General features: G+C 38.6%; 20 protein-coding genes. 8 read left to right on the plus strand and 12 right to left on the minus strand.

All coding sequences use genetic code 11. The annotated features are described in order from the left end of the window. Complete coding sequence (locus CJ263_RS18350; RefSeq protein WP_094998603.1) at positions 1–1,629, plus strand: ABC-F family ATP-binding cassette domain-containing protein; 1,629 nt, start codon at positions 1–3, stop codon at positions 1,627–1,629. Between the two features lie 26 nt (positions 1,630–1,655). Then, complete coding sequence (locus CJ263_RS18355; protein WP_094998604.1) at positions 1,656–2,780, plus strand: hypothetical protein; 1,125 nt, start codon at positions 1,656–1,658, stop codon at positions 2,778–2,780. A 7-nt stretch (positions 2,781–2,787) separates the two neighbouring features. Here CJ263_RS18355 and CJ263_RS18360 read toward each other — a convergent pair whose 3' ends face one another. After that, positions 2,788–3,513 (minus strand): hypothetical protein, encoded by a 726-nt coding sequence (locus CJ263_RS18360; protein WP_094998605.1) that lies wholly within the window; start codon positions 3,511–3,513, stop codon positions 2,788–2,790. Positions 3,514–3,720: 207 nt separating this feature from the next. On the opposite strand from CJ263_RS18360, the gene CJ263_RS18365 reads away from it, so the two are divergent. Then, positions 3,721–4,284, plus strand: a complete 564-nt coding sequence (locus CJ263_RS18365; protein ID WP_094998606.1) for a fasciclin domain-containing protein — start codon at positions 3,721–3,723, stop codon at positions 4,282–4,284. Between the two features lie 2 nt (positions 4,285–4,286). Here CJ263_RS18365 and pheT read toward each other — a convergent pair whose 3' ends face one another. Further along, positions 4,287–6,719, minus strand: coding sequence for a phenylalanine--tRNA ligase subunit beta (gene pheT / locus CJ263_RS18370; RefSeq protein WP_094998607.1), 2,433 nt, complete (start codon positions 6,717–6,719; stop codon positions 4,287–4,289). A 125-nt stretch (positions 6,720–6,844) separates the two neighbouring features. On the opposite strand from pheT, the gene CJ263_RS18375 reads away from it, so the two are divergent. After that, positions 6,845–8,068, plus strand: a complete 1,224-nt coding sequence (locus CJ263_RS18375) for a peroxiredoxin family protein (RefSeq protein WP_094998608.1) — start codon at positions 6,845–6,847, stop codon at positions 8,066–8,068. 7 nt (positions 8,069–8,075) lie between these two features. On the opposite strand, the gene leuB is transcribed toward CJ263_RS18375, so the two are convergent. Both leuB and CJ263_RS18385 read right to left on the minus strand, forming a co-directional pair. Beyond that, positions 8,076–9,194, minus strand: coding sequence for a 3-isopropylmalate dehydrogenase (gene leuB / locus CJ263_RS18380; RefSeq protein ID WP_094998609.1), 1,119 nt, complete (start codon positions 9,192–9,194; stop codon positions 8,076–8,078). Position 9,195: 1 nt separating this feature from the next. After that, positions 9,196–10,368, minus strand: a complete 1,173-nt coding sequence (locus CJ263_RS18385) for a 2-isopropylmalate synthase (protein ID WP_094998610.1) — start codon at positions 10,366–10,368, stop codon at positions 9,196–9,198. A 146-nt stretch (positions 10,369–10,514) separates the two neighbouring features. Here CJ263_RS18385 and CJ263_RS18390 point away from each other — a divergent pair, with 146 nt between their 5' ends. Both CJ263_RS18390 and CJ263_RS18395 read left to right on the plus strand, forming a co-directional pair. Further along, positions 10,515–12,059 (plus strand): hypothetical protein, encoded by a 1,545-nt coding sequence (locus tag CJ263_RS18390; RefSeq protein WP_094998611.1) that lies wholly within the window; start codon positions 10,515–10,517, stop codon positions 12,057–12,059. Between the two features lie 15 nt (positions 12,060–12,074). Beyond that, positions 12,075–12,953, plus strand: a complete 879-nt coding sequence (locus tag CJ263_RS18395) for a DMT family transporter (protein WP_229702435.1) — start codon at positions 12,075–12,077, stop codon at positions 12,951–12,953. Here CJ263_RS18395 and CJ263_RS18400 read toward each other — a convergent pair. Genes CJ263_RS18400 through panB form a run of 4 tightly spaced genes read right to left on the minus strand, consistent with a single transcriptional unit; the run spans position 12,937 to position 15,535 of the window. Continuing rightward, a complete protein-coding gene (locus CJ263_RS18400) occupies positions 12,937–13,458 on the minus strand; it encodes a DUF4252 domain-containing protein (protein WP_094998612.1) in 522 nt (173 codons plus the stop codon). The genes CJ263_RS18395 and CJ263_RS18400 overlap by 17 nt on opposite strands. Before the next feature lie 33 nt (positions 13,459–13,491). Further along, on the minus strand, positions 13,492–14,196 hold the full coding sequence (locus tag CJ263_RS18405) for an RluA family pseudouridine synthase (protein ID WP_094998613.1): 705 nt from the start codon (positions 14,194–14,196) through the stop codon (positions 13,492–13,494). Positions 14,197–14,201: 5 nt separating this feature from the next. Beyond that, a complete protein-coding gene (gene lspA, locus CJ263_RS18410; RefSeq protein WP_094998614.1) occupies positions 14,202–14,711 on the minus strand; it encodes a signal peptidase II in 510 nt (169 codons plus the stop codon). Between the two features lie 5 nt (positions 14,712–14,716). Next, positions 14,717–15,535 (minus strand): 3-methyl-2-oxobutanoate hydroxymethyltransferase, encoded by an 819-nt coding sequence (gene panB, locus CJ263_RS18415; protein WP_094998615.1) that lies wholly within the window; start codon positions 15,533–15,535, stop codon positions 14,717–14,719. Between the two features lie 127 nt (positions 15,536–15,662). Between panB and CJ263_RS18420 the strand changes: the two genes are divergently transcribed. Beyond that, the gene (locus CJ263_RS18420; RefSeq protein ID WP_094998616.1) at positions 15,663–16,160 is read left to right on the plus strand and encodes a Cif family virulence factor; all 498 of its coding nucleotides are present in this window, start codon (positions 15,663–15,665) and stop codon (positions 16,158–16,160) included. On the opposite strand, the gene CJ263_RS18425 is transcribed toward CJ263_RS18420, so the two are convergent. After that, a complete protein-coding gene (locus tag CJ263_RS18425; RefSeq protein ID WP_094998617.1) occupies positions 16,157–17,206 on the minus strand; it encodes a ThuA domain-containing protein in 1,050 nt (349 codons plus the stop codon). The two genes, CJ263_RS18420 and CJ263_RS18425, sit on opposite strands and share 4 nt — an antisense overlap. A 154-nt stretch (positions 17,207–17,360) precedes the next feature. Between CJ263_RS18425 and CJ263_RS18430 the strand changes: the two genes are divergently transcribed. Then, positions 17,361–17,891 carry a hypothetical protein gene (locus tag CJ263_RS18430; RefSeq protein ID WP_094998618.1) on the plus strand — a complete coding sequence of 177 codons (531 nt, stop codon included), beginning with the start codon at positions 17,361–17,363 and terminating at the stop codon, positions 17,889–17,891. 92 nt (positions 17,892–17,983) lie between these two features. Here CJ263_RS18430 and CJ263_RS18435 read toward each other — a convergent pair whose 3' ends face one another. The 3 genes from CJ263_RS18435 to CJ263_RS18445 all read right to left on the minus strand — a co-directional run bounded on the left by CJ263_RS18435 (position 17,984) and on the right by CJ263_RS18445 (position 21,896). Beyond that, positions 17,984–19,708 (minus strand): amidohydrolase, encoded by a 1,725-nt coding sequence (locus CJ263_RS18435; RefSeq protein WP_094998619.1) that lies wholly within the window; start codon positions 19,706–19,708, stop codon positions 17,984–17,986. 141 nt (positions 19,709–19,849) lie between these two features. Next, on the minus strand, positions 19,850–20,626 hold the full coding sequence (locus CJ263_RS18440) for a TIGR03915 family putative DNA repair protein (protein WP_094998620.1): 777 nt from the start codon (positions 20,624–20,626) through the stop codon (positions 19,850–19,852). Between the two features lie 10 nt (positions 20,627–20,636). Next, positions 20,637–21,896, minus strand: coding sequence for a putative DNA modification/repair radical SAM protein (locus CJ263_RS18445; protein ID WP_094998621.1), 1,260 nt, complete (start codon positions 21,894–21,896; stop codon positions 20,637–20,639). Positions 21,897–21,974 lie beyond the last annotated feature (78 nt).

Here is a 21,974-nt window from a genome sequence, read left to right on the forward strand (position 1 = left end):
ATGTTATCAGTATCCAATTTATCAGTTCAGTTTGGAAAAAGAATATTATTCGATGAAGTCAACGTGTCCTTTACGGAGGGTAACTGTTATGGAATAATTGGAGCCAATGGAGCAGGGAAATCGACCTTTTTAAAAATATTATCGGGACAGATGGACCCCACATCCGGCCATGTACATCTGGAGCCTGGTAAAAGAATGTCCATTTTGGAGCAGGACCATAATGCGTCAGACGAGTACACTGTTCTGGAGACCGTGGTCAAAGGCAATAAGCCACTCTACGATATAAAAAAGGAAATTGATGCCTTGTATGCCGATTACAATGATGAAAATGCCGATAGAATAGGGGAGTTACAAGTGCAATTCGAAGAAATGAATGGCTGGAATGCAGATAGCGATGCGGCCGCTCTGCTTTCAAATCTGGGTATTGGTGAGGAAATGCACTATACATTGATGGCGGATATGGATTCCAAACTCAAGGTTAGGGTCCTTTTGGCCCAAGCCCTTTTTGGTAGTCCAGATGTATTGATCATGGATGAGCCTACGAATGATTTGGATTATGAGACCATCAATTGGTTGGAGAACTTTTTGGCCGATTATGAAAACACGGTAATTGTAGTATCACATGACCGTCATTTCTTGGATACAGTCTGTACCCACATTGGGGATATCGACTTTGGCAAATTGAACCTATATTCCGGAAATTATACTTTCTGGTATGAAAGTAGTCAGTTGGCGGCAAGACAAAGGGCACAACAAAATAAAAAGGCAGAGGAAAAAGCCAAGGAATTGCAAGAGTTTATTATGCGCTTTAGTGCAAACGTGGCAAAAAGCAAGCAGGCTACTTCCAGAAAGAAAATGTTGTCCAAATTGAAAGTGGATGATATAAAACCTTCCAGCAGAAGATACCCTGCAATTATTTTTGAGAGAGAACGTGAAGCGGGTGATCAAATACTGAATGTGGATGGTTTAAAAGCTACTACGGAAGAGGGCGAAGTTTTGTTCGATAATGTCAACATTAATCTAGCAAAAGGAGATAAAATAGCTGTTATTTCAAGGGATTCTAGGGCAACCTCGGCCTTTTATGAAATTATCAACGGAAATAAAAAGGCGGATCACGGAAAATATAGTTGGGGGATTACAACTACGCAATCCTATTTACCTGCGGATAATTCCAGTTTTTTTACCCAAGATATCAACTTGGTAGATTGGTTAAGACAATGGGCAAAGACGGAGGAAGAGCGTGAAGAAGTTTATATAAGGGGGTTTTTGGGTAAAATGTTGTTTAGTGGAGAAGAGGCCCTTAAAAAGTGTACCGTACTCTCTGGAGGAGAAAAAGTCAGGTGTATGTTAAGCAGGATGATGATGCTAAGAGCAAATGTGCTTATGTTGGATGAACCTACGAACCATTTAGATCTGGAGAGTATCACGGCATTCAATAATTCCTTAAAGAATTTTAAGGGAACGGTGCTCTTTACCACCCATGATCACGAGTTTGCACAAACTGTTGCCAACAGAATCATAGAATTGACACCCAAAGGCAACATTGACCGATATTCTACGTTTGATGAATATATGTCGGACAAGGCATTGAAGGAACAGAGGGGCAAGATGTATGCTGTTCCTGCATAAGGAAGTATAACCCAAATCTATACATCATGAAGACCTACACCTACAAGGTCGGCATATTGCTGATGGCTTTATTGGCCGCATGCAGTAAACCTGCCGCAGAGCCCCAAGAGAATGAGACCCCTTTATCTATTAAAGCAGATTATACCCTTTTGATGGATCAAAACGGTGTTTTTGCGACTCAAAGTATCTTATCATCTGAAAATGGAATGGTACCAGAAACTCATGATTTGAATTTCCCGTCATTTCCATCAACAGAAATTTCCTATGCAGATGGAAATACATTTAGTTTTTTTGAAGTCACATCGGATTGTAAGGGAAAGGTTTTAAGGTATGATTTTGATTCTGGTGACTATCAATTGATTGAAACCTTTTTGAATCTAGATGCATGTGACTTAAATATTACAGCCATCGCACACGATAACACCCATGTTTTCCTAAGCTTTATTAAAAGTGAAGTAGGTAAATCAGATGCTTATTTCGTTAGGATTATCAATTTGAACGATACCGAAAGTGCAGTTGATGTGGAGCTTGGTTTAAAACCAATGTATTTGGTTCCTAGTCAGGAAAAAGTATTTGTACTTGCCCACGACGTTGAAATTACCGATGAAAATGGAGTCATTGTCATAGATATCAATGGTCAATCTACTGTTTATGAAAAGCTAATTGGATTTAATGCGAAGAAAATCTTTAAGACACCGGATGGCAATATCGTAATCAGTTACCCAGAACTACATACAAAAATGAATAGTAGTACTTTTGAGGAGCTGTATACTCAATATGGAGAGACACTACGTCCCAATTTATACGCATCCACATACTATGAATTTGATTCGACCGATAAGTTGTACTATACCATGAACACAGAGGATAATCAAATTATGAAAATCCCTGCCGTTTATGATTTTCAAGCCAATAAGGCTACGTTGTACTATTTTGATAACTTTTTGTCTGATATTCAATCCACGGAACTAAACATTAAATCAGCATCTGCTATAGGATATGATGAGAAGAACGGATTCATTCTAGTGGGATACCAAAAAAACGGCAACGGTAATACTGGGGGTATACTTCGCTTAACACCAACACCAGATTTCACCTATGTTGATAACGTTGACTTGGAAGGTATTCCAAAGGCCATCATGGTACAATAAAAACTTCCTAGGCATTATAGTATTTACTATTCCATATGGCGGGACTAAAGTTTTTCCCTAGGGCAAATCCATAGAAAATTGCAACGGCAACTATGCTTTTGAACGTGAAGAAAAATAATATTCCAAACTCCGCCACCGAATTCGATTTTGAAAATAACCCGTTGGGAATTAAAAGAGTGGTCAAGTAACTAATTAGAACAATTACAAAAATTAGGTTTCCCACGTTCTTAAAAGGCCACATCATCATTTTCCTGAAAGGATGTAGATCATTGCCCCATTTATGGATTAGATAATAGTATCCGTTGCCTATTGGGGCAAACAAAAGAGGATCATCCTTATCCTCCAATTTAAACAACCTAGAAGGTGCAATTATCTTAAAGCCTTTGATTTCAATGGTATGCTCTTGTTCCAACTTTCTAATTTTGGCATAGGCTTCGACCGGTATTTCACCTTTAAAGTATTTGCTGTCCAAAAACCTTAGTCTATAATCGATACATAGGCTTTTTATTTGATCGATGTGAAAAATTTTATCGGACTCCAAAAGGTCAAAATCAAAGGAATTGATATCGGAAACAGTGTCGGTCAAGGAGAGATTGTCTTCAATACGAGAGTAGCTTTTATCCACCTGATCAAGGATATTTCTTACCTCACTCAATATATTCTCTTCTGACTTTCTTTGCTTTTCTTTTTCTAAATGTAACTTTTCTAAAAGGTTCGTTTTTCGAAATAGCATATTCTTTTTTTTAGCAACTCTTTCAAAGTTAGACAATAAATAAAATTAGTATTGACCACAAAATCCTTAATGAATGTTAAAAATATGTTAAATCAAATTCTAGGCACTTCCTCCTGCTATGCCTTTTGAACCTAAGATTGTATATTGTCCTCAATAGTTGACCATTCGTCGATTATGTGCCATTGCCCCTAACCAAGAACCTTGAATATGAAAAACTGGACATCCCCCATGTCTCTTTTACTCTTGCTTTTTTTCGCTTTTAGTAATGCGCAAGAACCCCAAAACGAACAATCCTCAACAAGCCTGATTCATTTTGGGAATTCTATTTTATCTAATACTGAAAATACAACCAGTCATAGTGTATTATTGGCGGCACTCAGGGCTTCGGATTTAGATTGTCTTTTGGACTACGACGCCCAATTCACAGTTTTCGCCCCTTCCAATGCCGCTTTTAACAAGCTTTCTGATGTTACCAAAAAATTACTTCTAAACCCAGACAACAAAGAAAAGCTTAAGGCTATAATGTCCTATCATATTATTGCAGGCAAGTTATCGGCCTCTAATATTTTAAGGGCTATGTGCCGGGGAAACGGCGAGGCCTCATTTACTACTATTTTAGGTGAAAAAATAACGGCCACTATGAACGGAATAGATATTGTCTTAACCGATAACAAAGGTAACAAGGCCAAGATAGTTACCGCAGATTCCGAACAGAGCAACGGATTTATACATGAAATAGATAGTGTATTCTTTCCTGTAAACTTGTTTTAACCTTACCTAAGTTCTGCCCCAAGTTCCCTTTCATAGTTGTTTTGGAGCTTGTTCATAATTTTATCTATTTGCTTATCCGTCAAGGTACTGGACGTGTCCTTTAACGTAAAACTAACCGCATATGATTTTTTACCCGCCGGTAACTTATCACCCTGATATACATCAAATAAACTTATGTTTGTTAATAGCTTTCGTTCCGTCTTGAAGCCTAAATCGTATACTTCTTTAAACGTGGTGGAATTGTCCAACATAAGTGCAAAATCCCTTTTTACTTCAGGATATTTTGAAATCTCCCGAAAAGTGATTCCCGTTTTATTAAGGCTATTCAAAATATCGTCCCATTTAAAATCGGCATAGAAAATTTGTTGTTTTATATCGAAATGTTTAACAATTTTCTTTTTAATCATGCCAAATGACACTAGGGTTATACCTTCTTTAGTTTTATAGGAAATGCCTTCTGAAAACAATAGGGATTCATCTGGACCGGTTGTTAAATTCATTATACCTAATCGCTCAAGTACAGTGTCAACAATGGATTTGAGTTGAAAAAAATCTGTTTTCTTTGATGGCCCGGTCCAACTATTCTCGTTGGTTTCGCCACTAAGTAAAATACCTAGGTATTTTTCTTCAATACGTTCGTCATGTATCTGATGGTATGTTTTACCAAACTCAAAAAGTTTAAGATTCTGACGTTTTCTGTTGATATTGAAGCTTGCCGATTCCAAAGCGGTGAACAAAGAGGATTTTCTAAGCACGGACAGCTCCCCACTTAATGGATTCATGACCGTGACATGGTTTTTGTTTTTAAAATCACCTTCTAAAAAAGAATCATATTCCGGTGAGGTCAGGCTATTGGTCAATGTTTCATAATAGCCCTTTGAAGCCAATAAATCTCCTATTATTTGTTGAATTTTATAGTCCTCAAAAGGACTTGTAGAAGCCACAGAAGCATTCAATTTTTCACTAAAGGCCACATTGTTGTAGCCATAGACCCTTAAAATTTCCTCGATAACATCCACTTGACGCTGAACATCCACACGATAGGAAGGAACTGTTAATCCCATACCTGCTTCCGTCACGTTTTTGACCTTGATATCCAAGGAAGCCAAAATCGATTTAATAGTGTCTTGGGGAATATTTTGCCCGATGAGCTTATTGATTTTTTCGAAGGCCAAAAATACTTCAAAGTCCTTGTGCTTGTTGGGATAAAGATCTACAATATCCGAAGTGATTTCGCCCCCCGCAATTTCCTTGATCAATAAAGCAGCACGCTTAAGGCTGTACTCAACATTTTCGATGTCTATACCTCGTTCAAATCTAAAGGAAGCATCCGTATTGAGTGCATATCTCTTAGCGGTCCTACGAATGGATACTGGATCAAAATAGGCACTTTCCAAGAAAATGGAAGTGGTATGTTCCGTTACCCCTGAATGTATTCCCCCAAAAACACCGGCAATACACATAGGTTTTTCAACATCACAAATCATAAGGTCATCCTCGTGCAATTCTCTTTCTATACCATCGAGCGTCGTGAACTTGGTTCCTTTTGGAAGTGTTTTCACCTCTATCTTATTCCCTTTGATTTTGTTCGCGTCAAATGCATGTAAGGGCTGCCCCAATTCGTGAAGTACATAGTTTGTGGCATCAACTACATTGTTTTTTGGTGTAAGACCAATAGCCTTCAATCGGTTTTTAAGCCAATCAGGTGAATCTTGTACCAGTATGTTGCTTATGGTAACACCACAATATCTTGGGGCTAATGTATTGTTCTTTACGTCAACATCGATTCGTAATGACCTGTTGGAAACATTGAAATGGCTTACAGGAGGGGTAATCAACTCCTGGTTGATTTCCTTCTGCTTTAAACCCGCCTTTAAATCCCTTGCAACACCAAAATGGCTCATGGCATCTGCCCGGTTGGGAGTAAGTCCTATCTCGAATACTTCGTCTTTTTCAACTTTGAATACCTCAGAAGCCAAGGTTCCCGGTTGTAGACTATCATCCAAAATCATAATACCGTCATGGCTTTCGCCAAGGCCCAACTCATCCTCGGCACATATCATTCCATGGCTTTCCTCACCGCGAATCTTACCCTTTTTAATCTTCCAAGCCTCACCGTCTTTTGTATACAGCGTGGTACCTATAGTAGCTACCGGTACTTTTTGTCCCTTTGCAACATTGGGCGCACCGCAAACAATCTGTACTGGTTTTTCATCGCCAATATCGACCAACGTGACTTTCAATCGGTCCGCGTTGCTGTGCTGTTCACAGCTCACTACATGACCAATGACAATACCGTCCAAGCCGCCCTTTACTGATTCAAAGGGCTCGATGCCTTCTACCTCCAAACCTAAATCTGTAAGAAGTTCCCCTGTTTTTTGGGAGCTCCAATCTATATTTATAAACTGTTTAAGCCAGTTGTAAGAAATTTTCATTGGTCTATTTTAAGCAGGCAAAGATAAAACAATGCCCTAAGACATTCAACAGACGCTAGTTTGTTTTCTCCTGAATTTTAAAATGAAGTTTTTAAGTTGTTAATTCGCAGAAGAATCTATTGACGATGAGAAAAATTTATATAACATTTTTATTTCTTTCTATAACGGCCTGTACACCCAAAAAGTCAAGTAACGTACCAAAAAATGGTATATGGCAGGCCAGATTGACGGTTCAGGACAATCAGATTCTCCCTTTTAATTTCGAGCTGAGTAGTACAGATGATCAAGGGACCAATATAACCATACACAATGGCGAGGAAATCATTTATGTAGATGAAATTACCATAAAGGAGGATTCCATTTTGATTAAAGCTCCAGTTTTTGAGGGATATATTACCGCAAAACTTGCCAGTGATAGAATGCAAGGAAAATTTGTTATTGAAAGTTTAGATCGCGAGGTTCCTTTTGAGGCCGTTTTTGGAATTGAAGAACGATTTTCAAATACGGAGGAAGGTAATGTTGATGTAACCGGTATTTGGGAAACCGAGTTTAGTCCAGACACGGAGGATAGCTACATGGGCAAGGGGATTTTTACCCAAAAGAATGGGGTGGTTTCTGGCACCTTTAGAACGACCACCGGAGATTATAGATTTTTAGAGGGAACAATGCATGCCGATTCAATTAAAATATCTGCATTTGATGGCGCTCATGCCTTTTTGTTCCAGGCAAAGGTAACGGATAGCACAATGAACGGTATTTTTTATTCAGGTAATCATTTTAAGGAACCTTTTGTTGCCGTTAAAAACGAAACCTATGAACTTCCCAGTCCTGACTCACTGACCTTTATAAAAGAGGGATACGAAAGATTGGAATTCTCTTTTCCTGATTTAAATGGAGAAGAAGTATCCTTATCAGATCCCGAGTTTGAAAACAAGGTAGTTGTTGTGCAGCTTATGGGTTCTTGGTGTCCGAATTGTTTGGATGAATCCAAATTTTTGGTGAACTATCTCAACAACAATCAGCATGAGGATTTGGCCATTTTAGGTCTGGCATTTGAACAGGCAAAGACTAAGGAATTGGCTCTAAAAAGTATTAGTCGCCTTAAAGATAGAATTGGTATTGATTACCCTATTTTACTGGCGCAATATGGAAGTTATGACAAAGAAAAAGCACAAGAAAAATTACCGATGTTAAACCACGTGCTGTCTTATCCTACCACTATTTTCATAGATAAACAAGGTGTTGTCAGAAAAATACACACAGGATTTAATGGTCCTGCAACGGGAGAAAAATTCGAGGAATTTAAATTGGATTTCGATAGTTTCTTAAAAGAGTTATTATCGGAATAAAATGATGTTAAATGATGGTAGACTTTCCCAAGTCTATATTCTCATCGTTCATATTGAAATTATCGTCCAGTTCCATGATATTGTCCGCAATAAAATCTCCCACATAATTGGTTCCATACTTACTACTTCCCATAATATCCGGAGTAACGATTTTTTTTGAGAACGATTTTAAAACAGCAGCGACAAGGGCATCGGCTTCTTCATTAAGTTTAAAGTGCTGTAAAAGCATACCGGCACTTAAAATTGCGGCCACCGGGTTGGCTATATTTTTATCCTTAGCATCAGGATAGGACCCATGTATTGGTTCAAACATGGCATGTTCCGTTCCAACTGAGGCCGAGGGTAGAAGACCTATAGATCCTGCTAGGACACTACCTTGGTCCGACAATATATCACCGAACATGTTATCCGTCAGGATAACGTCAAACTGTGAGGGGTTAAGAATCATCTGCACGGCTGCATTGTCTATAAACAAAGTTTCCAATTCAATTTCGGGATAGCTTTTTGCAATGGACCTTACGACCCTTCTCCATAAACGGGAAGTTTCCAGTACGTTAGCCTTATCCACTAAAGTGACCTTCTTTCTTCTATTTTTGGCCGCTTTAAAAGCCAAATGCGTTATTCTACTGATTTCGTCCTCAGAATACGAACAAGTATCGGTAGCGATATTGGTACCTGAATCCATGGACTTGTTTCCATAATAAATCCCACCGGACAATTCCCTGTAAATGACCAAATCAGTATGTTTTATCAACTTTTTGTTTAAAGGAGATTGTTTGATCAATGCGGGAAACACTTTAACCGGTCGTATATTGGCAAAAAGATCTAATTCCTTTCTCAGTCTCAGTAAACCTTGTTCCGGCCAAATTTTAGAATCTGGATTACCATCGTATTTTGGCATACCTATGGCTCCAAATAAAATAGCATCGGAATTTTTACAGAGCTTTAAAGTATCTTCGGGCAAGGGAGTCCCTTTTTTGTCAATAGCCTCAGCACCTATAAGCGCTTTCTTGAATTTAAAGGAATGACCAAAAGTTTCTTCAACCGAGCGCAGGCATTTTAGGGATTGGGCAACGACTTCCGGGCCAATACCATCCCCTCCAAGTACAGCTATTTCCAAACGCATGTTAACTTATACTTTGAAGATTTACCTTGCTCGCTTCAACAATATCGTGAATATCCTCATCAAGAATTTCCTTTTTTCTATCTGCAAACTTTAGAAATTCTTCATAAACCTTATCCAATTGGATTTTGGTTAGCTCATAGCCAACTAGTTTTGCACGATAGGCAAGGGCGGCCCTACCACTTCTAGCGGTCAAAACAATAGAGGATTCCGTTACCCCTACATCCGCAGGATCAATAATTTCATACGTTTCCCTGTTCTTAATGACCCCGTCTTGATGAATACCTGAACTGTGGGCAAATGCATTGGCACCTACAATGGCCTTATTTGGCTGCACAACCATACCCATTTTGTTGGAGACCATTTTGCTGGTATCAAAGAGTAACTGGCTGTTAATAGTGGTATCCAAATTTAGACTTGGATGCTGCCTCATGATCATTACCACTTCCTCCAAGGAAGTGTTTCCGGCACGCTCCCCAATTCCATTGATGGTACACTCTATTTGTCGGGCACCGTTGATTACCCCTGCTATGGAATTGGCCGTGGCCAATCCTAGGTCGTTATGACAATGACAGGAAAGAATAGCTTTATCTATACCTTTGACATTTTCCTTCAAATACTTCATTTTAGCACCGTATTCTTCGGGCAGACAATACCCTGTGGTATCCGGAATATTTAAAACTGTAGCACCAGCTTTCACGACTGCTTCACAAACCCGTGCCAAAAATTCGTTATCCGTTCTGCCGGCATCTTCCGCATAAAACTCAACATCCTCAACAAAGGTCTTTGCATAACTTACGGCTTCTATGGCCCTTTCTATGATGGCATCCCTATTCGAGTTGAATTTATGCTTAATGTGGGAGTCCGAAGTCCCGATTCCTGTATGTATTCTAGGTTTTTTTGCATATTTAAGGGCTTCTGCCGCCACTTCGATATCTTTTTTAACCGCTCTGGTCAATCCGCATACCGTTGCATTCTTAACCAATTTGGCAATACTTTCCACAGATTTAAAATCACCTGGGCTAGAAATAGGAAACCCCGCTTCTATAATATTAACACCCAGTTCATCCAATCTTTCAGCTATCACTAACTTTTGTTCCATGTCCAATTTGCATCCTGGAACCTGTTCGCCATCCCTAAGTGTAGTATCAAAAATTTGTACTATATCTTTGCTCATTATATTTATGTAGTTTTAGCTAGTTAAACGAATATATAACCCTGATAACGAAAAAAGCAAATTTTGTTAGAACATTTACAATGTTAATTAACTTTTCGCTAATATCAATCAATTGATTTACAATAATTTAAACATATATTTTTACGATGACAAGTGCTCATAAAGATGCGTTGTTCGTTTTGGTAAAATCGCTCTCAAAATCAGAAAAGCGTCAATTTAAGCTTTATGTGGGTCGTTTAGGTGTGAATACCGATGCCAAGTTCCTTGCACTTTTCAATCTTCTGGACAAAATTAAGCGATACGATGAAAAAGTAATACTTTCCAGCGGAATAGTTAAGAAAGCGCAACTTTCCAACCTGAAGGCCCATCTATATAAACAGATTTTAGTCAGTCTTCGCCTTAATCCTGTCAACCAAAACATTCGGGTTCAAATACGGGAACAGTTGGATTTTGCAACTATTCTCTATCAAAAAGGACTTTACAAGCAAAGTCTTAAAATTTTGGACAAAGCCAAATCCACAGCCATAGAAAACGAGGAAAAGAACATCGCCTATGAAATTGTAGAGTTTGAAAAAATTATTGAAACACAATACATTACCCGGAGTATTCCTGATAGGGCAGACGAACTTGCCTTACAGGCAAAGGAACTATCCGGACAAAATGTTGTGACCAGCAAGCTATCCAATCTTTCGTTGCAACTATATAGCATGATGCTAAAGGTAGGATATGTTAGGAGCGATGAGGACCTACAGAAAGTAAAGCACTATTTTTCCAAACACTTGCCCAAGGTTGATATTGAAAAGCTAGGGTTCAGGGAGAAATTATGGCTCTATAAGGCCCACTTATGGTATAGTTTTTTAATCCAGGATTTTCTTTCTTCTTATAAATATGCCAGTAAATGGGTAGATCTATTCTATGATTACAAGGAAATGATCTATTTAAATCCCGTGTTTTTTCTAAAGGGCAATCATTACTTATTGGAATCTCTTTTTTACGTAAAATATAGTTCGCAATTTAGGGAAACACTTCAAAAAATGGAGGGTGTCATACAGGAAAAGAATTTTCCTAATAATGACAATATAAACTCGCTTGCCTTTCTCTATTTGAATGCAAATAAATTGAACCTGCATTTTTTGGAAGGTACTTTTGAAAAAGGATTGTATCTCGTAAAAATCGTGGAATATGGTATAAATAAGCATAAGGACCGTATAGATGCGCATCACGTAATGGTACTTTATTATAAAATTGCTTGCCTGTATTTTGGAATCGGTGATAATAAGACCTGCATTGTTTACCTTAAAAAAATCATCAATAATAAAAACCTTAAAATGCGTGAAGACCTAATGTGCTTTGCTAGGGTTTTGAGTTTGGTGGCGCATTATGAAGCGGGCATGGACTACCATTTGGAGGTACAATTAAAAAGTACCTATAAGTTCCTGCTAAAAATGAACGATATGCATGCGGTACAAAAGGAAATGATAAAGTTTTTACGGAATTTGGGCGGAATTTATCCCAATGAATTAAAAAATGAATTTAAAAAGCTCCACACCGAACTCAAAAAATATGAGGACCATCCCTATGAAAAACGTGCCTTTCTTTACCTTGACATTATTTCATGGTTAGAGAGCCACTTGGAAAACAAACCGGTTTCGGAAATCATTAGAGAAAAAGCATTAAAACAGACCAGGTAAGTAAGGACATCTTCTATGGACCGAACCCATGCTTCCCAATTATTGGAAATCAACCTAGCCATGTTGTTTATAGCGACATCCGGTCCTTTGGGAAGAATTGTGGATTTATCGGTACCCGTAACAACTGGAATACGTGGTGCCATAGCTTTTGTGCTCTTATTACTTTTCTGCAGGTTTAGAAAAATTTCGTTGAACGTAAAAAAAAGGGATTTGCCCGTTATTTTACTTACCGGTGTCTTAATGGCCTCCCACTGGCTATTTTACTTTTATGCCCTTCAATGGTCCAATGTAGCCATTGGAATGTTATCCCTTTTTACCTATCCGGTGATAACGGCCTTTTTAGAACCAATCTTGTTAAAAACAAAGCTTCAAAAAATGCATCTTTTGCTTGGTGCTTTGGTTTTGTTGGGTATCTATTTCTTAAGCCCCCATTTTAGTTTAAAGGACTCGAGCACTCTGGCAATTTTAATGGGATTGATTTCTGCTATCGCCTACGCACTAAGAAACATCATTTTGAAATTAAAAGTTGAAAAATATCAAGGGACTACCCTAATGGTCTATCAAACAGGAACAATAGCCCTACTCATGTTACCCGCATTATTTTTCACGACCCCAACCAATATATTGGAAAATTGGCAAGGGCTTTTGGCCTTAGGAGTGATTACCACGGCAATTGGACATAGCCTTTTTCTTATGACATTCAAACATTTTAGTATAACTACGGTAAGTATACTAAGTAGTGTGCAGCCAATTTATGGTATAGTAATCGGGGTGATATTTCTACACGAAATTCCTAAAAACACTACCTTAATTGGCGGAGTATTGATTCTTAGTTCCGTGATTATTGAAAGCTTTAGGTCCTCAAAAAGGAAGAAGGTCAGTTCTTCGGATTAATATTTGGAAGGTACTCGTTCATAACATTGTTTCCTAGCGTTTCAAACTCGTTGTTCCGTGCCATTTCCCTAACTTTTATAGGGTCAAAATCGCCATTGAAATAAAGAAAGGAGGCAGATTCTGCATTGTTGTTATAAATTAAGATTTCCTTTACACTGTTTCTTTTTTCCCTGATGGAAACTACATTTCGTTTTAAATTGTCATTCTTTCTATACACCTCAATAAAAGAATTACTCGTAATGCCATTCATTTGCTGATTTAAAAACTGCGTTCTGGCCGGCGTAGCACTAGGAAACTGCATATATCTTAAATCCCTAGTATTTCCGATCAGGGATTGCATTTCTGGGGAAATACCACTGATTAAAGTTAACATGAACTGTGGCACCCTTACAGCGGTTACCTGATCATCATTTTTATGGGCATTATAAAAGGTATCGATGGAATTATAAGTACCGCAACTATAGAAAAGAACGAATATGAAAAGTATACTGATTTTCTTATACATGGTTTAGTGTTTAAAAATCCTAATGTACAAAATCTAGGAACAGGCATCCCAAATAGGGTCTTTGGGCAAGGGGGCCAAGATGGAAAGGGGTTTGTTTTGAACGGGATGTTCAAATTCAAGTTTACGTGCATGGAGATGAATGCTGGCATCCTTGTTACTTCGAGGGAAACCATATTTTAAATCTCCTTTAACAGGGTGCCCAAGGGCGGATAATTGCGATCTGATTTGGTGATGCCTCCCTGTCTTTAAATCAATTTCCAATAAATAATAGGAGTCCAACTTTTTTAGAATTCGATACTGGAGTATAGCTTTTTTACTGTCGGGTACTTCCCTGTCGTTGGCATAAGATTTGTTTTGTTTCGGATTCCTTTTAAGCCAGTGCGTTAATGTCCCCTCGATTTTTTGTGGTGCTTCCTTAACTATTGCCCAATAGGTTTTTTTCGCCTTTTTATCCGAAAAAAGTTTGTTCAATCGAGGTAGGGCTTTGGAGGTTTTTGCAAAAACCACCAATCCGGATGTAGGACGGTCTAAACGGTGCACCACGCCCAAATATACATTACCAGGTTTTTGGTATTTTTCCTTAAGGTATTGTTTAACGACTTCACTCAAAGGTAAATCACCGGTTTTATCTCCTTGAACAATATCCCCTGGCCTTTTATTGACAATGATAAGGTGATTGTCCTCATATAATACTTGGAGATTTTTAGGGGTGGATATTACCTTTTCAAAAGCTCCCATACACTTTAAATGGTAATTTTTTTTCCAACAAGCCCAAGAAACAAAATAAGCAGCACCCCGGTGGTAACTGCAACATCTGCCATATTAAAAATACCTGTTTTAAAAAAACCTAGACGGATTTGAAAAAAATCGGTAACCGATCCTAGTGCAATTCTATCGATTAAATTACCTATACCACCACCAATTACAAAAGCAAATGCCATAATCATCCATTTGTTGGTATGGATTTTCGTTAGCATTCTATACAGTAAAACCAGTAAAACAGCAAAGGGCAAAACTTGAAACAAAATGAGTTTAAGGGTAGGAGGGAAGTTGGCTCCAAATCCCAACATGGCCCCAGTGTTCTCTACGTTGGTAAGAATGAAATGATTTTTAATCAGAGGAATATATTCCCGATGTGATACATTTTCACGTACAACCCTTTTAGACACCTGGTCACAGCCTATATTGAGAAGCACCAGAAATATGATTACAAGCCTGCTAAAAAGCACTTTATTTCTTAGGGACAAAGTCATAATAATCAATATTGTTCCTCATCGTTGGGAAAGTCCATACTTTTTACGTCCTTGACATAGTTGGATATGGCGTTGCCCATTTCCTCATAAAGGTTCATGTATCGCCTTAAAAACCTTGGATTAAATTCATGGGTCATTCCCAAGAGGTCATGTACTACCAAAACTTGTCCGTCAGCATGTTTTCCCCCGCCAATTCCAATGGTAGGTATGGTCAATTGTTCCGACACTTTTTTGGTCAAAGCTGCCGGTATTTTTTCAAGGACTACACTAAAGCAACCTAATTTCTCCAACATGGCGGCATCCTCAAGCAATTTTTGGGCCTCTTCCTCTTCCTTGGCCCTTACTGTGTACGTTCCAAATTTATAAATGGATTGGGGGGTCAAACCTAAATGGCCCATGACGGGAATTCCAGCAGCCAAGATACGTTTTACCGATTCTTTAATTTCCAGCCCGCCTTCCACTTTTACCGCGTGGGCCCCACTTTCCTTCATGATTCTGATGGCAGACCTTAATGCTTCCTTTGGGTCGCTCTGATAACTTCCAAAAGGCAGGTCAACCACAACCAAGGCTCTTTCTACCGCTCTAATTACCGAAGATGCATGATAGATCATTTGATCTAAGGTAATGGGCAAAGTGGTTTCGTGACCGGCCATTACATTGCTAGCGGAATCACCCACCAGAATGACATCAACTTTTGCCGCATCCACAATTTTTGCCATAGAGTAGTCATAGGACGTTAGCATGGATATTTTTTCACCATTGCTTTTCATTTCGACCAAAGACTTGACCGTTACTCTCTTGTATTCCTTTTTTGCGGTAGACATATATTTCCTTTTTAGTCTGGGCAAAAGTAATGAGTTTTGTTGAGAAATTTTTTACGAAGATTTCCCTGCTTTGGTCTCTGTATGGGTCATAATCATTATTTTTAGCCAACCAAAATTTATTTGAGTGATGCTAAAAAAATTAATGCTATTTGTGTTTCCGTTTATTTCCATGGTTCTGCCGGCACAATCCAACGAAGAAACGGCAGTAAGAAAAACGGTAGATGATTTTTTTACAGCTTTCCATACACAGGATTCTATCGGTATGGCGAATGTTCTTCGTGAAGATGTTGTATTGCAGACCATTGGTACCGATAAGCAAGGAAAGACCATCTTAAAAACGGAAAATATTAAGGATATGATTCGCTCTATTGTAAGCATTCCCGATACGGTAAGCTTTCAGGAAAAGCTATTGGATTATTCCATACAGGTCGATGGTGCGATGGCCAATGCTTGGACACCCTATGAGTTTTGGTATAAAAATAAATTCAGCCACTGTGGGGTAAATTCCTTTCAACTACTGAAGCAAGAAGGCACGTGGAAAATTATATATTTAATCGATACCAGACGGAAAGAGGGATGCCAAACCGACCCGATAAGCCAACCAGACCAAGAATCTACTAATTAGCCCTTCCATTTTCTTGAGGATGTTTCATTCTCTTTTGGAAAGTCTTTAGGGATGGGTTGTGTTACCTTACCCGTTGCCGCCCACTCGGCACCTCGTTGTAACGTGGTGATAAACCCTACACCTTCCATGGAATAATCAAAATGTCCCAAGGTGGTATGAAAAACACGTCCATCGCCATACTCAATGGCCATTAATTGTGGTACATGTTGTCCAAGACCTTTTACGTTCGGGTTCCAAGGCGGTGCATTCTTTTCCACATCGGCATAGGCGGTTGCAAGAATAGTGGCATTCTCAAAAGGACCTCGCATACGTTCGTACAGTTCGTCCTGAGTGTGTGACCATTTGCTGGGTATTCCTTTCATAATAGGATGTTCCGGTGCCCGATTGGTGAGCTCAAACTCATATTCCGGTCCGTGCGAACCACAGACCCCTTCTGAATCGTCCCTTACCACTTCTCCGGCATCGTTATAATACACATAAGGACCCGTACTTTCGTCACGACCTCCCCAAGCTCCAAGGGCGATCATCTTGTTGAATTCATCCCATTCGCCCCATGCATTATTGGCGGCATGAACTACCACAAATCCACCACCATTGGAAATATAATTTTCGAAATTACTTCTCGTGGCTTCGGGCCATAGGGGAGAGTCTGCACCTAAATTAGAGATAATGACATCATACTGTTCAAAATCCATGGAAAACATAGATGTTTTGATAGGCTTGGAAGACACTCCGTACTTGGTGGAATCCAAGGGGTACTTTTCAATATAAAAAGTATACGATTCAGGTCTCGATTCATTATATTTTATACCCAACCAAACGGAGTCCATACGATGTATATCAACATCAAATAATTGGGTTTCCTCCAAATAATCTTTCATCATCATCGTAGTCTTGGGCCAAACATAATGATTGTTCTGTCCGTCCAGAATCAATGCTTTTAATTTAACGGGATTCCTTTCTTCCACGATTTCGCTCTTTTTTGCTTCCTCCTTACAGGCAGTCGCCAAGATGACGACAAGCACAAACCATTTTAGGTATTTCATAGGGCATAGATTTTACAGTGTTTAAATGTAATGGAAGTTCCTTAGATTAACAACTAGCATAAATATGCTTCAATTTTTTATTTGATTCAAAGAATTTTTCCTTGCTGAAAAATGTCATTGGTACTACCTTAGCTTTCAAAATTAAAAAAACACTATGCAATTATTGGGAATAGGCTCTCGTATTAAACATAGCGAGTATGGATTTGGAGTGGTTACCAATGTTTCTTCCAAACATTATTGGGTGACCTTCATGGAAAAGGGACTCGAAACTATCTATATTAATGATGATTTTGAAGTTATTGAAGCTTTGGAGAATGATGTGGACACGGTAAGTTTTTTGGAAGTGGAGACTTCACTAATGAACATTTTAAAAAGATGGAGCGATGTTACGGAACAAGTGGCTATCGCGGACAAGTGGAAAGGTGGCAATCTCATATTGGAACCAGGGGAAACAGGTTTAAGCAACAAGGAAATCCCTATTGATACCTTTTTTCATAAAATAGTCATGGTACGGGATAGGATTAGGGTAATGGAGCAAAAAATCAATTCCAGCAAGAATTTGGACGACCAGGAAAAGATTGATTTACAGCAATACATTACGAGAATTTATGGCAGTCTAACAACGTTCAATGTTCTTTTTAAAAATAAGAGTGACCATTTTATCGGCGAAAAAAGCATAAAGTAGATTTAGGATAATTTTTTAAACTTCAAACAATACCATCATTGCATGAAGCAAGCAACTTGTGCAATATCGTATAATGAACCTTAAAGCATTTATTATTTCGATTTGTCATACACAACTTTGCCGTTGAAAATGGTCATGTCGATTTCGGTCCCTAAAAAATCATCTTCAGGCACGGTCATCAAATCTTGGTTATATATGGTGAAATCGGCCAACTTGCCTGGGGAGATGGAACCTTTGATTTCTTCTTCAAAGGCACCATAGGCGGCATCAAGTGTATAGGATCGTAGTGCTTGCTCACGCGTCATTTTTTGCTCAGGTTCATAGCCTCCTTCCGGGGTTCCTTTCAAAGTTTTCCGTGTAAAACTTGCATATAAGCTGGCAATCGGATTTAACGGTTCCACGGGTACATCGGTGCCGTTAACAATAGGGATTCCTGATTTCAATAAGGATTGCCACATATAAGCTCCTTCTTTTATCCGCTTCTCACCCAGACGATCAATAGCCCAAGGTCTATCCGATGACATATGCACCGCTTGCATAGCCGGAATTACCTGCAATTGGGCAAAGCGTGGAATATCATCGGGGTGTAAATGTTGCGCATGCTCAATTCTAAATCTATGATTCTCCGCCATTTCGGGTAATTCCGTAAACGCAGCTTCGTAACGGTCCAATATTTCTTTATTTGCACGATCACCAATGGCATGGGAACATACTTGAAAACCATGTTGCAATCCGTTTAGAGCAGTTTCTTTTACAAACTCCATTGGGAGGGTCTCATGCCCAAAATGCCCAGGTCGGTCCGTGTACTCCTCCAAAAGCCAGGCACCTCTTGACCCTAATGCTCCATCGCAATTTAATTTTACGGAGCGAATAGTAAATAGATTATCCTCATCAATACTTGGGCCTTTTGCATACCAGTCCTTCAGGAGCTCTTTGTCCCAACCAGTCAACATAGCGTACATACGTACGTTCATTTCACCCTCACTTTTCATCTGATTATAAAGTTCAATAGTCTCTTTACCAATACCCGCATCGTGGAAACCTGTAATTCCATTTTCGTGACAAGCCTTAATAGCCAATTTAAAGGCCTGAATATTCTTTTCTGGAGTAGTTTCTGGAATGTGTTGGGTAATTAAAGACATGGCTCGCTCATTAAAAATACCAGTTGGTCTTCCTAAACCATCTCGCATTACTTCACCACCTTCTACCTCCAATTTATCAACTCCGTCCTTTGAAAGTTCCAAAACACCAGCAATTTCCATGGCTTTTGCATTGGCGAAACCTGCATGACCACTTGCATGTCTCAAATAAACGGGGTTATCCGGTGATACTTCACTTAACAAATCATGGGTTTGAAAACCATTTACCGTATCACTTGGCATTTCCTCCCATTTACTTTGGTGCCAGCCTCTTCCCGTTATCCATTCACCCGGAGCCACTTTCTTTACTTGTTCTGCCACTGCATCTACAATTTCCTGATAACTCTTTGTATTCATCAGGTCCAAATTCAACTCATTATAACCTAAACCCATAAAATGACCGTGACCCTCAATTAGGCCAGGTGCCATGGTTCTACCTTTTAGGTCAATAACTTTTGTTATATCTCCTTTATATTTTTCCGCATCGGCTAAACTCCCAACAAATAGAATTTTATTTTCTTTAACGGCAACAGCTTCCACCATAGGCTGAATGGAATCTACGGTATAAATAGGACCACCGTAGATGAGTAATGAAGCAGTAGTTTTTGGTGTTTCATTACAAGATAACACGAGAATTGAAAGAATAAGGAAACTTACAAATGGTGTTTTGGAAATCATAATTTCTATTTTAAGAAAAGAATATCAAGTTACAATATAACTAATAGAAACTGATTATTATTTGGGTGATGTATATTTAAAATTACTTATGAATCAAATGGACTTAATCATTCATTAAACCAATTCAAATCTAAAGTGTGTTTAAACTGCTTCCTTCTTTTCACTAAGGTATTTCCAATAACGTTTGGGTACATGCTGTGTGTGTAGTTTTTTATTAATTCTGGATTTGATATTGGTACTATTGAAATAATTATTCCACAAATTTTGATAGTCGTATTCACCATCTGTCAACAAGTGACTTTTTCCTATATCATTTACAAGCTCCTGGGACAGATCCATAGTAATAATTTCAACCCCGCTCAAGTCATAGTATAAACCATATTTTCTCTTAAGATCGTAGATTATCCATTCCTGATCTGCATATCTATTTTTAAAATGTCTGGAAATCAAGGGAAGTACATCATAGTCCGGTTCAATATTTGCAAAATAAATACCGTCTTTGGTAAGTTGAAATCGTACGAATGCCTCCATACGGTGTTTTTCCCGATTGACCTTTTGGGCGATCTGATTGATTTTTAGAATGGCTGTATCAGAAAAATTCTTCTCCATAGATTGTTTAGAACCCATTAACTTGCGAATGTATTGATAGAGTAGGGGCTCCAAACCCTCTTCTCCGCTAAGGAAGGAAAAATATATGTTACGAATGGCATTGCTACTTTTAGATTTTATTCCGTTCCATACCCTTTTAGCTGTTGTTACGTTTGTAAAGATGATTTCTGTTTCAGAAAACAATCCATTTTGAACAAGTCGATCCTTTTGAATGTCCACAGACCCTAGTCGCTGCTCAAATCCAGAAAAAACAGCGGTTAAAAATCCATTAAAGCTTCCGTCGTAAATAAATGTTTTTGTTGTTTCCATAAGCCCCTATTCAGTTGAAAAGTGATAATTGATTGCTATATTGACCTCTAAATTTTCCATAGGACGTACTTAAAATCATCCCTTTTATACGTTCCGCATCCAAATCCCTTCTTTCCCAGTACCTTGAGTCACAATGAATAAAATACTTGGCCCTATTTAGTGCAACCCCCATTTTCTTTAAGTGATCCCAATCCAATTTCCTGAACTTCCTTGCATTTACAATCTTATGTACCGAGGATATTCCCACGCCAGGAATACGGGCCAAAAGAGATTTGTCCGCTTTATTGATGTCCACGGGAAAATATTGAAGGTTTCTTAGGGCCCACCCTAATTTTGGATCAACGTCCATATCCAGATTGGGATGCTCATCATTAAGGATTTCATTAACGGCAAAACCGTAAAAACGTAACAACCAATCTGTTTGATATAATCTATTTTCCCGTAACATAGGTACCTGTGTTCCGATAGACGGTAACCGACTGTCATGGGAAACCGGAACATAACCGGAATAATAGACCCGCTTCATATGAAATTTTTTGTAAAAATGGGTTGCGGAATACATCACGTCTTTGTCCGATTCCCCTGTTGCACCCACTATCATCTGGGTACTTTGCCCAGCCGGTGCATATGCCTGTATACTTTTTATTCGCTTTTTTTCTTCTTGATAACGCAGAATTTCGTCCTTCACCTTGCGCATGGGCTTTGCAAAATCTTCGTGTTTTTTATCAGGTGCCAAAAGTTTAAGGCCGGATATTGTGGGGATTTCAATGTTTACCGACAAGCGGTCCGCATATAATCCGGCCTCATACATCAATTCATCACTAGCTCCGGGAATCGACTTTAAATGAATATATCCATTAAAATTTTCCTCTTCCCTTAATTTTTTGGCCACTGCAATAAGTCTCTCCATCGTATAATCAGCATTCTTAAAAATACCTGAACTCAAAAAGAGACCTTCGATATAATTTCTTCTGTAAAAATTTATGGTCAGGTCCACCACTTCCTGAATTTTAAAAGCAGCACGTTTTACATCATTGCTCTTTCTAGTAACACAATAGGCACAGTCATAGATACAATGGTTGGTCAATAATATCTTTAAAAGAGAGATACACCTGCCGTCTTCTGAATAACTATGACAGATACCGTTGCTGGCATTGCCCAGCCCCTTATCCTTATTCTTTCTATTACTACCACTGCTGGAACACGAAACATCGTATTTGGCGGCATCCGCAAGAATATTCAATTTTTCCTTTATACGTTCAAAATTCATCAGGATATGTAATTAATCCAAAATTATGGATATATTCCTAATTATGGAAATAATCCATATTTTATTTTGGAAATAATC

This window comes from Maribacter cobaltidurans, from assembly GCF_002269385.1.
In the GTDB taxonomy this organism is placed as follows: Bacteria; Bacteroidota; Bacteroidia; order Flavobacteriales; family Flavobacteriaceae; genus Maribacter; species Maribacter cobaltidurans.

Excerpts from the sequence above, each read along its gene's own strand:
- CJ263_RS18365 (WP_094998606.1), top strand. The coding sequence starts at position 3,721 with ATGAAAAACTGGACATCCCCCATGTCTCTTTTACTCTTGCTTTTTTTC.
- CJ263_RS18400 (WP_094998612.1), bottom strand. The coding sequence starts at position 13,458 with ATGTATAAGAAAATCAGTATACTTTTCATATTCGTTCTTTTCTATAGT.
- pheT (WP_094998607.1), bottom strand. The coding sequence starts at position 6,719 with ATGAAAATTTCTTACAACTGGCTTAAACAGTTTATAAATATAGATTGG.
- CJ263_RS18425 (WP_094998617.1), bottom strand. The coding sequence starts at position 17,206 with ATGAAATACCTAAAATGGTTTGTGCTTGTCGTCATCTTGGCGACTGCC.
- CJ263_RS18350 (WP_094998603.1), top strand. The coding sequence starts at position 1 with ATGTTATCAGTATCCAATTTATCAGTTCAGTTTGGAAAAAGAATATTA.
- leuB (WP_094998609.1), bottom strand. The coding sequence starts at position 9,194 with ATGCGTTTGGAAATAGCTGTACTTGGAGGGGATGGTATTGGCCCGGAA.
- CJ263_RS18395 (WP_229702435.1), top strand. The coding sequence starts at position 12,075 with ATGGACCGAACCCATGCTTCCCAATTATTGGAAATCAACCTAGCCATG.
- CJ263_RS18390 (WP_094998611.1), top strand. The coding sequence starts at position 10,515 with ATGACAAGTGCTCATAAAGATGCGTTGTTCGTTTTGGTAAAATCGCTC.
- CJ263_RS18385 (WP_094998610.1), bottom strand. The coding sequence starts at position 10,368 with ATGAGCAAAGATATAGTACAAATTTTTGATACTACACTTAGGGATGGC.
- panB (WP_094998615.1), bottom strand. The coding sequence starts at position 15,535 with ATGTCTACCGCAAAAAAGGAATACAAGAGAGTAACGGTCAAGTCTTTG.
- CJ263_RS18445 (WP_094998621.1), bottom strand. The coding sequence starts at position 21,896 with ATGAATTTTGAACGTATAAAGGAAAAATTGAATATTCTTGCGGATGCC.
- CJ263_RS18430 (WP_094998618.1), top strand. The coding sequence starts at position 17,361 with ATGCAATTATTGGGAATAGGCTCTCGTATTAAACATAGCGAGTATGGA.
- CJ263_RS18440 (WP_094998620.1), bottom strand. The coding sequence starts at position 20,626 with ATGGAAACAACAAAAACATTTATTTACGACGGAAGCTTTAATGGATTT.
- lspA (WP_094998614.1), bottom strand. The coding sequence starts at position 14,711 with ATGACTTTGTCCCTAAGAAATAAAGTGCTTTTTAGCAGGCTTGTAATC.
- CJ263_RS18360 (WP_094998605.1), bottom strand. The coding sequence starts at position 3,513 with ATGCTATTTCGAAAAACGAACCTTTTAGAAAAGTTACATTTAGAAAAA.
- CJ263_RS18375 (WP_094998608.1), top strand. The coding sequence starts at position 6,845 with ATGAGAAAAATTTATATAACATTTTTATTTCTTTCTATAACGGCCTGT.
- CJ263_RS18435 (WP_094998619.1), bottom strand. The coding sequence starts at position 19,708 with ATGATTTCCAAAACACCATTTGTAAGTTTCCTTATTCTTTCAATTCTC.
- CJ263_RS18420 (WP_094998616.1), top strand. The coding sequence starts at position 15,663 with ATGCTAAAAAAATTAATGCTATTTGTGTTTCCGTTTATTTCCATGGTT.
- CJ263_RS18355 (WP_094998604.1), top strand. The coding sequence starts at position 1,656 with ATGAAGACCTACACCTACAAGGTCGGCATATTGCTGATGGCTTTATTG.
- CJ263_RS18405 (WP_094998613.1), bottom strand. The coding sequence starts at position 14,196 with ATGGGAGCTTTTGAAAAGGTAATATCCACCCCTAAAAATCTCCAAGTA.